The organism is Citrobacter sp. Cu233, assembly GCF_030332225.1.
Lineage (GTDB): Bacteria > Pseudomonadota > Gammaproteobacteria > Enterobacterales > Enterobacteriaceae > Citrobacter.
In genome coordinates this window covers 727215-740019 of sequence record NZ_JAOWIF010000028.1, presented here as the reverse complement: position 1 = coordinate 740019, position 12805 = coordinate 727215, and the positions used below count along the sequence as shown (strand labels likewise).

Sequence of the window (12805 nt, the reverse complement as noted above, 5' to 3'; positions counted from 1 at the left end):
CCCCTGATAGCGCTCACCTTCAATATACCGTGTTGCGTGACCAAATATTTACCCATCCAGGTATGAGTGAGTCATTAAACGACCTTTTTTCTCTCGTTCAATAATAAATATAGAGTCTGCATCTTTGCCCCACCTGTGTGGGGCTTTTTTTATCATATTGTTATACAGCACAATACTATCGAACAGCTATTCTGGGTTAGGATTGATGGGGGGAGTGCTGGCATTTGCAACGCCGCTTGTCACCTTGTCGTTTTTAATTACCACACCAGAAGCATGGATTATGCCATTGGGTGATTTACACCACGGTTTTCCGTATTTATCGGGGGCGGGACGTGTGGTGCTAAAAGACACGTTAATGTTGGCTGGGGCAGTAATGAAAATTGCTGATTCTGCCCGAGCAATCGTTAAACAACGGTATTGAATTTTTAACGCTGTGCCCTCTGTAAGATAGTTTGCCACTCTAATTTAATTCGGTATTTACCGGGGTCAGCATGATGTTGGCCTTTTTTATCACTTAAGTTAAATTATGATTAATATACCTGAATGATACAGCCTTCCCTGTGAAATGAGACGTCATTGTATTGATATCAGTTGGCTAATGCCCACCCGCTGGATATCTTGCCTATAGGTTCAGCAAACACCCGTCCACGCTCTGTATTGTCAACCCCTTAGTTTTAAAGCATTTTTTCTATTTTATTTCTATGCGATTATTGCTATTTATTATCTCAAAATCGCATTTTGAAAGGTCTTGTTATTCGCTTTTGTTATAGTAATTACGTAGGTTTGCATGGTTTTAGGCATGGCTTAAGCTAAAATTAATTCTGATTAAATGTTTTTACGTATCAATAAATGACAAAAGATAGTTAAAAACTTAAATTTTAATCAACTGTTCGACATGGAATCCACTATGGTAATTAGGCGCCAGGGGTGGATGCTGATCTCGTGTTTTTGTCTGTCATCAGACCGGGGCCGAGACATATCTTAAATATGGAAATAAGGGTTTTAGAATGAACTTTGGATTAGCAAAGGACAACAAGTTTGAGATCATCGCTATCCTTCGTGAAGAACTGCATAAGAAGACGAAGCTGGAAGTTTTATGTGAAAACACCAGCGCCATCACGCAGTTAGAAAGGATCGATTTCGAACGTTTTGTGGTCACCGGCCATGAAGACATCATTCCTGAAAAGATCCAATACTTTATCCTGCACAGTGATAGCGGGATTATAAAATTTAGCGCCAGATTTGAAGCAACCCCATCAACAGGTGCTGAGGCAGGATTATCCTACCTCATCCCGGATATGATTTTCTTTGCCCAACAGCGACAGAATCAGCGGTTTTCTTTTCTGAAGGGGTTCGATTTTTTCTGTTTTGGTCGTTACAAAAACGGAGAGAACTACTCACTTAAGATTAAAAACATCTCTCAGGGTGGCTGTGCACTAATCGCTAAAGATGTTAATGCCCGTTTTCTTTACAAGGATGCAGTGATTAAAAATGCTGCTCTGGATTTTGATACGTTCGGCAGTTTTCAGCTTGATTTAAAAGTCATTGATGTCGTCGCGATCAACGAATTTGATGAGGATAATCAATTGTATTCCTGTCATCAGGTTTCTTGCGAATTCGATTTTAAGAATCGCCGTGAAGAGGCTGAAGTTGAGAAAACCATTATTAAATTTTTAATGAGTAATAAAATTAGAAGCTTATAAGGAGCGGTGAACAGGATGTTGATGTGTGGCAGTGATAATTTTGTGGGCAATGGAATGTTTGCCTACCTGACAAGCAAACATGTGCCGATAAAAACATTCCAGTTTGAGGATATGTTGCAGCAGTCGTCATTATGCCAGCATCAGACAATGGTTTTTAATATCATTAACAATGAACAGCCGTGTTCCGCCATTGTGCAGTTTTTGAATAAAAACCGGTTCAAGTTTTATAATAGCGTCGTCGTCATCGTAGCTGATAGTTTGGTGGCGAAATTATGTATTGAATTATTATACGTTGAAAAAACTATAGTATTGACTGAGAAATCTTCATTGCGTGATTTTGCTCAGTTGGCTACGTTGTCGGTCGGGAAATGGAATCCCCGACTGTATCGTTCGCAGAAAAGATTGACGGAAAGAGAACAACAAATCCTCAATTTATTGGTAAGTGGTTATTCTGCCAGGGAAATCTCTGAGTTGGTTAGTCTGAACTATAAGACTATTCAGGCGCATAAGATGAGGGTTGTCGCCAAGCTGGGACTGACCAATACGTCTGATCTGAATAAACTGATTGTCAGATTTACCCATAGCATGTCTTTTTTACCCTAACCTGGCTATTCTTTTCTGATGTAATGCATTAACAGCAGGTACAACTCGGGAGTGATTTTGACTGGTTTTTAATTTATAGGATTTGTAGAGGGAGAGGGGGAATGTTTAATTCCGATGAGGTGCTCACCGCGCTTGAAAAGGCATTGAATACCAGTCAGCTTTATATGGTTTATCAGCCTATTTTTAATTTACATACCGAGTGTATTAGCGGGTTTGAAGCATTAATGCGGTGGAACAGCCCCCAGATGGGTATGATCTCTCCTGATGTGTTTATTACGTTACTGGAAGACAGTGGCAATATATTTTCAATTGAAGATATGGTTGCCAGTCCGCCGTGGAATGTTGCGAGTGCCTGGCCTGAACCTCTTGTATTATCAGTAAATATTTCTGCGCTTGAATTCTGCGATCCTCTTTTACCTCAACGAGTCAGACAAAACCTGGCCGCTTCCGGCCTTCCAGTTCATCGATGCCAGATTGAAGTAACGGAAACATCGCCGCTGTGTGACAGTCAAATAGCGGCGAAAAATATGACGGAACTGAAGGCTATAGGGGTCAAATTAGCGCTCGATGATTTTGGCACCGGGCACGCTAATCTTAATTATCTGTTGAAATACCCTTTTGATACCTTAAAAATTGATAAAGAATTTGTCACTGAAATAGAGCCCGATACTAAATCGACAAGGATTATTGAGGGCATCATTTCTTTAGCGCACAATTTTGGCATTGAAGTCCTGGCCGAAGGGGTCGAAACCCAGTCTCAACTGGATCGCCTGACGCAGATCGGCTGTGACAAAATTCAAGGCTTCTTCATTTCTCCCCCTGTGTCGGCAGAAGAGATTCCTTCACTCATCGCGCACTATAACCGTTAATCTCATCCCTCTTTGTTGTTCCCCTTAGTCTGGATCCTTTCACGTTGTCGGGTAGCGGCGCCTGCGCCTTATCCGGCCTGCAAGAACGAACGCAAATCCGTAGGCGTGATAAGTGCTGCGTATCAGGCTGTGCTGTATTCTGGACCGACAAAAAAAGCCCCCTGTGAACAGGGGGCTTGCGAGTTTATGCCTGCTTAAAACGATTTCTTAAAGCCAATGGACGCATTGACCGGGGCTTCAACCTGCGATTTATTGCTGCCATTGCTGAACTGTGTCCCCAGTTCGCCGTAGACCTGCAGATTACGGTCGATAGACCACGACAGACCCGCCGCAACCTCGGTGCTGGAGTACTGCTGTGACGATTCCAGCGTGGTAGTGGCGACCGCATTGCTGAAGTGCGTTTTATCTTTAGAGCCCAGACCCTGCCAGACGTTGACCCTGCCGTATGGCTGGAATTTGCCATGGTTGGTGTCGTAGTCCGCGACCAGACGCACGCCCAGACGCGCGGTAAATGAATCGGCAGTGTCCATATTCACTCTCGTTTGGGTTACACCATCCAGCGTGCTGTTATCGAAATCGCTGTACTGATAGATCAGCTGGGCCTGCGGTTCCAGGCTCCAGGCGCTGGCACCTAAACGGAATGCTTTACCCACTTCAGTTGAGGCCGTCAGCGTATTGCCTTTGACGGTGTAAGAGCCGTTGTTACCCGATGCCGACAGACGGGATTTATGGTTCCCGTATTGCAGCACGTTATCGACATACATACCGTCACCCGAGAACCAGGTGGCATAACCGCCAACATAAAACGCGTTGTCGTCGATATTACCGCCTTTGCCGTCGCTGCCAGTCTTCGTACCTTTCACATTGCTGTCGATATCCAGAATGCTGGTATACATACCGGCTTTCCAGCTTTCATTGGCGTACATATCGACGCCGACCTGAATACCCATGGTATGGGAGCTGGTTTGCGTACCGACTGCATCATCCAGTTTGGTTTTACCGGAATAACCAATCATTCTGGCCCATGCGCGGTTGTCTTCATCAATACCCGGTTTAACCTCATCACCCATACGTTGGTGCATGTTGCCCAACAGACTGATGTCGCCCTGGCGAACCACGCTGGCAAGACCGGAGTACAGCATGGTTTCCGGGCGATATTCACTCCTCAGGTACCAGTTTTCACCCTGACCTTGCGCGTTCCCTGCCTGCAACTGATACTCAAAAGCACCTGCAGCCATGCGTTCAGAGGCAAGATGGAAAGCATCCCGCGTGGTTTGCGCCGTGGTGGTTGCGCCGTTGAGCGCCGTAACCACTTCAATCCCGTCGCCGACCGTCGGGGCGCCCAGACCTGAACCGTCGACATTCAGCAGCGTACTGCCGCTGGCTTTACCGCCATCAATAATCAGGCGGTCGGCAATACCTGCGCCACTACCATTCTGGATAGCCGCCATGTTGATGGTGCCTTTTTCGCCGGTGTAATCCCCTTTGACGGTTAAGGTTGTGCCAGGTTGCTGGCCGATGAGCGACACATCACCACCGTTGTTGAGTCCTGCTACCGTCTGGTCGTAACCCTGTGTATTCAGCGTCGTGTTTGTCGCAACATAGTGATGTGATGCTGAGCTCAGCGTATCGGTATTACCGGCCTCGAGGACACCGTTGGCAACTAATGTTGCGCCGCTGTAGGTATTGGAACCTTGCAGAACGGTGGTGCCGCTACCCGTCTGATACAGTTGACCTTCACCGCTGATATTACTGGTTAATTCCAGCGTATCGGCACGATCGATATTGAGAATACCGTTATCAACAATATCTCCCTGCACGCTGCCGATATTGCCGCCGTTGCCCAGTTGTAATACGCCCTGGTTAATCGTCGTACCGCCGGTGTAAGTATTATCCAGCGTCAGCGTCAGTACGCCTTTGCCGGTTTTAGTCAATTGACCGTTACCTTCGACTTCCGTCAGCAGGGAGACATCATAGCCGTTCGTGTCGAATGTCCCGCCGCCGGATTCCAGCGTAACCTGACGCGCGGTATCAAACGCGTCGCCATATTTCAGCGTACCACCGTTGAAGGTGATCCCGGTCTCTGCTGCCCCGAGGTTGGTATCACCTGCCACTTGTAACGTACCTGACGTAATCGTGGTCCCACCGCTGTAGGTGTTATCGCCAGTGAGAATCAGCGTCCCGAGGTCGCCTTTATTTAAACCGCCAGTGCCGCGGATCACGCTGTCGATAGTGGCGGTATAGTTGATGCCGTCTACTGTGCCATCGCCGACGCGAATCAGCGTATTGGCTGTATCGGTGGTGATGGCTTCACCGCCCACGCGATAACCATCGGTAGCGAACTGCGCGCCACTGATGATGACGTCGCCTTTGCTGTTATCGACGGTCACATTACCGGCTTCCCCCTGGAAGACGGCAAATGCGGCATCGGTAAACGGTGCATTCAGCGCGCCTTCTGGCGTAGACTCATCCGTCGTCCAGTTGTCGTTCCCCTGGCTGGATTGCCAGATACCATCACCGCCGTTGATGACGCCGTTATTTTTCAGCTCGCCATTTTCACCGCCGGTGCCGTCCCAGAAGCGCAGCGTCAGCCCGGCATGGTTGACCAGGTTAACCTGGTTTTTAACCGAGGTTTGTACGTACAGGCTGTCTGCGGCTTCCGGCGCGTTAGCAATATCCATCACATTGTTGGTCAATGTGCCGGTGTAGTTGATGACGCGATAAACACCCACGTCGAAGCTACCGCCTGGTGACGTCTCAATGTTGAGCTTACCGTCGAGCGTCAGGTCGCCATTCACATCAATCAGGTCATTGAAGGCTCCGCCTGGGGTATAAGCCTGACCGAACTGGTAGTCCAGTTGTGCGTTATCGCTGAGCGTCAGAGAACCGGTGGTCAGTTTGCCCACGCTGTTGATGGTAGCTCCGGCGGTAATATGACCGTTGTCCAGAACATCAACCGCGCCGCCGATAATACCGTTACCCCCGAGCGTCGCCCCGGATTTCACCGTGACCTGACCGGTAGCGGCGGACTGATTACCGTTCACCAGTAGCACACCTTCGTCGACATTGGTGGTGCCGGTATAGGTGTTGTCGCCTTCCAGGGTCAACGTGCCGGTACCGATTTTCACCAGATTGCCATCATTGCCACTGATCACACCGCTGATGGTGTCATCAAAGTTCAGGTTACCCAGAGACAGGGATTTATTACCCAGCTCAACGTTACCTGCGCCGGACAACGAACCGATGGATGTTGCGCTGTTCACCGCGCTGATGTCGACCATACCGCCAGCCTGGTTTTTGACAACGGCGTTTTCAGCCATTGCCAGGTCAGCAAAGGTCATCAATCCGCTGTTGGTAACATCGGCACTGCCGCCGCTGGCGTTGTCTTCCAGCGCCAGCGTACTGTCTTCCCCGACGTTAACCGTTGCGTCACCGGCGGTGGAATCCTGCGTTAATATCGCTTTCGCTTTGCCGGTCAGATTCAGTTTGGCACTTGCGGCAGTGACGTTGTCAGCCAGCGTTAGCAGGCTGTCGGCAATGTTCATGGTGAGCGATTGCAGGCTGGTGTCTGTGCCGCTGACGTTTACTGTCGCACCTTTATTAACGGTAACGGTGCTGCTCGTATTGCTACCAAAGGCACCGGTTTTGCTGACGTTGACGGTCACATTGTTAGCATTACCCGTACCGGCAACCTCGGTTTCTCCTTTGTAGCTGTTCGCTCTGTCGAGCGTCAGCGTACTGTCCGCATCGCTGGAGCTGCTGGTGATTTTCAGTTTGCCGTCACCGGTGATATCGCCGGTTGGGGTGAAGTGGTGTGAGTTCAGGTCGAACACTTCTGCATCAGTATTTGCGCCCAGCGTGATGGTGCGATCGGTGCTTAAATCTGCACCCAGTTGCAAGGTTGAGGCGTTGTTAATCTCCAGACCCGTTCCGCTTTGTCCGAGGTTTGTGTCCGAAGAAATTTGCAGCGTACCGCCATCGATACGGGTACCGCCACGATACTCATTATCACCGCTCAGGATCAGACGACCGAGGTCGGTTTTCACCAGTGTCAGCTTATCGCTGGTGCTGGCTTCACGGATGATGGATTCGATGGTGGCGGTATAGTTTTGACCCGCACCACCGGCCCCAACGCGCAGCAGCAGTTCGCCGGTACCTGGCGTTTGGCCTGCGTGCGTCGCATTTTCTGTGGTGGCATAGGCATTGAGTGCGTCACCTTTAACGACATAGCCATCGGCGTCAAACTGCGCCCCGGAGAAGTTGACTTCACCCACCGCATTATCGACGGTCACAGTACCGGCGTTGCCAGTAAAGACGGCGAACGATTTCTGTGCCCACGGCGCATTGCCGTCGCCGGTTGCCGTCGTCCAGTTGTTATCGCCCTGGCTGCCAATCGCCATCCATTTACCATCGCCGCCATCAATATTGCTGTCACCTTCAATACCCGTTGCGCCGTGGCTCTGGTTCACGGTCGCACCGTCCCAGAATTGCAGGGTGACGCCATTGGCGTTGACCAGGTTAACCTGCTTATCGATGGAGGTCTGGACAAAGACGTTGCTCTTATCCTGGCTGTCCGGGATTGTGCCCAGATCCAGCCCCTGGTTATTCAGCGTGCCGCCGTAGTTATAAATACGGTACACACCGGGACCGAAACTCCCGCCCGATGACGTGGTGACATCCAGAGTCCCGTCCAGTTGCAGATCGCCTTTGACGTTGATCAGGTCATTAAGCTTACCACCCGGTGTATAGGCCTGGCCCAGCTCGAAAGCGGAAGTCGTTTTGTTGCCAAGCTGCAGATTACCGTTAATGGATAACGTACCTGCACCGCCGTCACCAGCGCTAATCGTTGTGGCATCGTTCATCAACACGTTGCCGCCGATAATGCCATTACCACCCAGTGTGGCAGCATTGCTGACGGTGGTGATACCCGTAGCAGCACTCTGGTTCCCATTGACCAACAGTGCGCCGCTCGTGACGGTAGTATCACCTGTATAGGTATTGTTCCCGCCCAGACGCGTGATCCCGCCGCCGATTTGTTGTAACGCACCGATACCGGAAATAATGCCGTTGAGCAGTACGTTATTGGCGCGATTAATGGTGAGTATGCCGTTATCGATAATATTCGACACGGCGCTGACTTCCCCGGTATCTCCGCCCGAACCTAGCTGCAGCGTGCCGCTTTGATCAATGGTAGTGGATCCGGTATAGGTGTTGTTGGCGGTAAATACTGTGGTGCCGCCCGCCGCACGTTCAAATTTCCCGCTGCCGCTGATGGTGCCGTTATAGATTTGAGCCTGGTTATTGTCGCCCGTTGTATCAAAGATGACTTTGCTGGCTGCATTGTTAGTGGTGATGTTGTAATCGCCAATGGTGGCGGCATTGCTGCTGGACTCACCGTGGTCGCCAGTACGCAGTGTTGCACCGTTGTTGACGGCGATGGTTTTGCTTGTCAGCGTCAGGCGATCAACGATGCGCATATCGGCCTGGGAGCCTGAAAGCGTGAGTGAATCCCAGCCTGCGCCGATATTGGTGCCAGTGCTGAGGTTATCGCTACTCAGGCTGCCGATTTTGGCACCCGTGCCATGCGTGTTCGTGAAGGTGAGGGCGTTACCTGCGCCTGCTGCGGTGATGATATGGCGCGTATTGCTCAGATCTACGTTACCAATATTGGCTTTATTGTTTCCGCCGGTTCCCGCGAAATTCATTTCGCCTGCAAAGGTACCCTTCGACCAGTTCACGGTATCGGTGCCAGCACCCGTGTTGATGACGCCGACCGTTTCGATGCCGTTGATATTGATGGTGTCATTACCGTCACCGGACTGAATGGCCACGGCGGTATCGCTGGCGGCACGGATAGTTCCAGTATTGGTAATGGTTTTACTGTTCGCACCGCTGGCATCAATCACCGGCCCATTGATGCTGCCAGAGATGATTTTCCCATTGTTAGTCAGCGATTTAACATTTTTCGCGATAATGGCTGAATCACCGGTGCTGTCCTGCACGGTAATATCGGCGCTGGTCGTGACATTACCGTCAGTATTCGCACGAATCCCACTACCCGTGGCATTACCTGCCGCGTTATGTACGAGCACGGTATAGCCGGTACCAATATTCAGATCGCCCGTCACGGCGCTCCCGTCGCGTTGTTCAAAAGCAAAACCGGTTCCGTTGCCTGTCACATTCAACGTATTGTTTGCGCCATCTTTTACATTCAGCGCAACGCTGGTACGGATACCAGAGCCATCGTTGGCATTGATGGTCACATCGTTGAGTGTAATGTCGCTACTGTTGGCGTCGTTCTGGATCCCCGCACCCGTACCCAACGCGCTGATGCTAACGCCTCTGGCCGTCAGTGAACCGGCATCCTTATCCAGGCGTATACCGTCGGCGGTGCCATTGGTGATGATGGAATCACCGGCTGAGGCAGTAATGTCCAGTTCGGCGCCGTTTGTCAGCAGAACGCCTGCTGTACCATCGTCAACCTTGATTTTCCCCAGCCTTTTGATCTGCGCATTGGCACCCGAAGCGCGTACGCCAATACCGTTGCTGACATGCAAATCGCTGGATGAATTATTGGTTAAACGTCCGCCTTGTTGCACATCGACACCGATGCTGTTGACACTGTCGAGAGCTATAAGCGATTTTGCATCGAGAATAATATTCCCCAGATTTTTCGCCACGTAAGCGATAACCTTTTTCCCGCTGGCATCAGAGGTAATGCTGGCGTCAGAGATAAGGGTCGTTTCGACAGGATTACCCTGGGTGGAGCCGTTTAAATTATGCGCCTGGCCGTCAACAATCCCGGCGGTGGTCTCTTCACCGGTCAAATGGATGGTGGTTTTATCGCTGATATTACCGTTTGCGCCGCCTTCAATCACAATGGCAGATGCGCCTTTACCCCCGACGTTGAAGGTCGCTTCACCGGTTTGAACGACAGTGTTATTCCCGGTACCCAGCACACCTACAGAGTTATTACCGCTGAGTGTCAGTTTAAGATCAGAAGCCGTGCCGGTTATCGGATCGTTGCTGTTACCGGCAAATTTAGCGCCCTCAGCAATACGGAAGATAGTGGTATTGGCCTGGCCATTATCATTCATCTCCGTCTTACCAATATTGGCAACGGCATTGGCACCGTATAAGAAATAACCTATCTGGTCGGTGCTGTTAAACACAGGGCTGCTGTCGTTATTGATATTCGCGGTTGCACTGCCGCGAACGTGTACCCCAATGTCCCCGGTACCCTTTAGTGTAATACCGGAAGAGATATCAGCAACCGCCTGCTTGCCGGCGGAGCCTTCGACCCAAATGGCATAGTTACGTTCGTTGGTTCCGCCTTCACCATCCACCGTAATTTGACCGGACTGGCTGGTGGTGACTTTGGCATCTGTGCTGTCTGCACGGACATGAATACCGATATTATTCTTGCCGTTAACATCAATCTGGCCGTCATTACGGATAGTCTGACCGGCATTTGCACCGCTGTTATGCACCGACATCCCGTAATTTTGCAGCCCGGATGATTTACCGTTGACCGAGATAACACCGGAGTTGATGACATCCCCGGTCGCGCCAGCAACCAGTATGCCTGCTGCGTTACGTACACCGGTACCCAGGGTAATATTCCCTGCGTTAGTCACAGTCCCTGTACCGCGCGCATGGATACCGGCGCTGAGGTTGGAGCCGCCAGTTAATTCAACATCCTGGGCGAGGTTGGAACCATCACGGCCGAGATAAATCGTGGCGTCCGCGCTGTTCTTGAAGGTTGCATTATCGGCCACTTCAACACCGTAGGCTGTACCTTTCCCGAACGAGGCTCCGTCGGCGTTACCGTCCACCACATTGATCGTTTTGTTGTTAACCCCGACAGAATCCCCCGATAACTGCATCCCGATGGCCAGCGTAATTGGCTTTGTTACCGTGGTGTCGGTATCCCATGGGTTGGCCGCTGAGGCGGTGCCATAGTTACCCGTTGTGATAGCCTGGTTAATGATGCCATCGTTGGTAACGGTACTGGTTCCTTTGCCTTGCATACCGATAGCACCATAGCTATTCAGGGTCTGTCGCCCATCTTTATCAATGAACAAGCCGGAGTTAATGGTACCGGTGTTGGTTGCCGTGGCGTTTTCCGCCAGCATACCGATGGCCAGACTGTGACCTGTGGAAGTACGCAATGCGTTGAGAGAACCCTGGTTCGTAATGATGGCGCCTTCCGTGCCTTTCATCACGCCATTAATGCTACCGTCTACCGCCAGCACTGAATCTTTTGTCACTGTGCCGGTTGCGCCCGCGCCATGCGCATAAACGGCGTGCAGCTCGGTATTACCGATCGTGGCGTTATTGGTATGACTCTTCCCATCAGCCCAGACTTGATAATCCCAGTCAACCGAACCGGTTACCGTATCAGATTGCAAAACACTGCTAATCAGGTTTGCATACCAGTCTTCAACGTCTTTGAGGGACATGGTGGCGCGATTGGCATCCAGCATCAGTTGCAACTGGCTTACCTTTTGCCCCTGAGTATTCAGGACTGCGGCATCATTTTCACCCAGTAACCAGTCGTTAAAGTCGCCGAGTTCCTGGGTATTGGTGATGTCGAATTCCTGGGTGCCGGTTTTCACCGCATTACCGTCGCTATCGTATCCGTAGGTATCGATAGTCAACACTTTGCCGAACTGGTCCATTGTCTGAGAACCATTAAAGGTTTCGTTCGGGACGACAGGTGCGGCGCCAAAGGAGATGTAGTTGTCGGAAATCCAGTTAACCTGGCTACCTGTGCCGCTGGCTTCAAGCAAAGAGCTGTTTTTGGCAAGAAGCTTGATGGTATTTTCAGCATCGCGGGCATTCTTCTGATCGTTGCCAATGTTCAGATTGGCCGTTGAACCGTTGCTGGCCTGCGCAATGCCAAAGTTGTTATAGATTTTAGACAGGGTAGCGTCATAGGTGTTTAACGTTATGCCATCTAACGGGGTTTTGGTCAGATAGCGAACCAGCTCATCGGTGTTGTAGACCTGCATATCTGCCGGGGCTTGTATTGCAGGGTCAATGACGGTGATTTTGTCATCTTGCGCAGGCGTCGTCTTTGGCTGGTTGTAATAATACTTTGCCAGTTCTTCAACGGTTGTAATCGGGGTGGTAACGCCCCCAATGGTCGCCGTGAGGGTGATCTTTTTTTGCTGCAGCAGCTGCTCAATAGTCGCCGATTCGACAATACCGGTTTGGCCTTGCTCTATCTTCGGCAATGCGCCGGTGACGTTTAACACTGCACCGTTGGTAGTGTTCTGGTAGAGGAAACCATCATTGTGAACGTCGTCATTTGTACCAGGCTGAATGACAATATTATTATAATCGACAGAAATATCGTGATCGCCGGTGACATCCGCCGCCATGAGGGGGGACGTGCTCATTAAGGCGGCAGCCGCTAATACGGCAACAGTTTTACGTGAACTGCTTTTTTTCTTACCTCTGGTTAATTCAGAGACGACAACCCAGATGCCGAGTGCCGCGTTCCAAATAATGCTGTAAACCTTATTCATATATAACCCTCGTTTACATTCCTGTTATGTATGTGTTAATACGTTGAGTTGTTGGCTATGGTTGGCACGCGGATGTGCTACCCGGTATGTCGATTTT

General features: G+C 50.4%; 5 protein-coding genes and 1 pseudogene. 5 read left to right on the top strand and 1 reads right to left on the bottom strand.

All coding sequences use genetic code 11. From position 1 onward, the window contains the following. Positions 1 to 11: 11 nt before the first annotated feature. The 5 genes and pseudogenes from OGX95_RS04295 to OGX95_RS04275 all read left to right on the top strand — a co-directional run. Positions 12 to 104 (top strand): annotated as a pseudogene (locus tag OGX95_RS04295) (hypothetical protein); the annotation flags it as partial. Positions 105 to 133: 29 nt separating this feature from the next. Further along, positions 134 to 421 (top strand): DUF417 family protein, encoded by a 288-nt coding sequence (locus tag OGX95_RS04290; RefSeq protein ID WP_502872757.1) that lies wholly within the window; start codon positions 134 to 136, stop codon positions 419 to 421. A gap of 586 nt (positions 422 to 1007) precedes the next feature. Then, a complete protein-coding gene (locus tag OGX95_RS04285; RefSeq protein WP_286628434.1) occupies positions 1008 to 1703 on the top strand; it encodes a flagellar brake protein in 696 nt (231 codons plus the stop codon). 21 nt (positions 1704 to 1724) lie between these two features. Beyond that, positions 1725 to 2306 carry a helix-turn-helix transcriptional regulator gene (locus OGX95_RS04280; protein WP_286628433.1) on the top strand — a complete coding sequence of 194 codons (582 nt, stop codon included), beginning with the start codon at positions 1725 to 1727 and terminating at the stop codon, positions 2304 to 2306. A gap of 101 nt (positions 2307 to 2407) precedes the next feature. Then, complete coding sequence (locus OGX95_RS04275) at positions 2408 to 3175, top strand: putative bifunctional diguanylate cyclase/phosphodiesterase (RefSeq protein WP_286628432.1); 768 nt, start codon at positions 2408 to 2410, stop codon at positions 3173 to 3175. A 194-nt stretch (positions 3176 to 3369) separates the two neighbouring features. Here OGX95_RS04275 and OGX95_RS04270 read toward each other — a convergent pair whose 3' ends face one another. Beyond that, entirely contained in the window at positions 3370 to 12708 is a 9339-nt protein-coding gene (locus OGX95_RS04270) for an autotransporter outer membrane beta-barrel domain-containing protein (RefSeq protein ID WP_286628431.1), read from the bottom strand. Between the last annotated feature and the right edge of the window lie 97 nt (positions 12709 to 12805).

Coding starts and splice junctions, on each gene's coding strand:
- OGX95_RS04285 (WP_286628434.1), top strand. CDS start 1,008: ATGAACTTTGGATTAGCAAAGGACAACAAGTTTGAGATCATCGCTATC.
- OGX95_RS04280 (WP_286628433.1), top strand. CDS start 1,725: ATGTGTGGCAGTGATAATTTTGTGGGCAATGGAATGTTTGCCTACCTG.
- OGX95_RS04275 (WP_286628432.1), top strand. CDS start 2,408: ATGTTTAATTCCGATGAGGTGCTCACCGCGCTTGAAAAGGCATTGAAT.
- OGX95_RS04270 (WP_286628431.1), bottom strand. CDS start 12,708: ATGAATAAGGTTTACAGCATTATTTGGAACGCGGCACTCGGCATCTGG.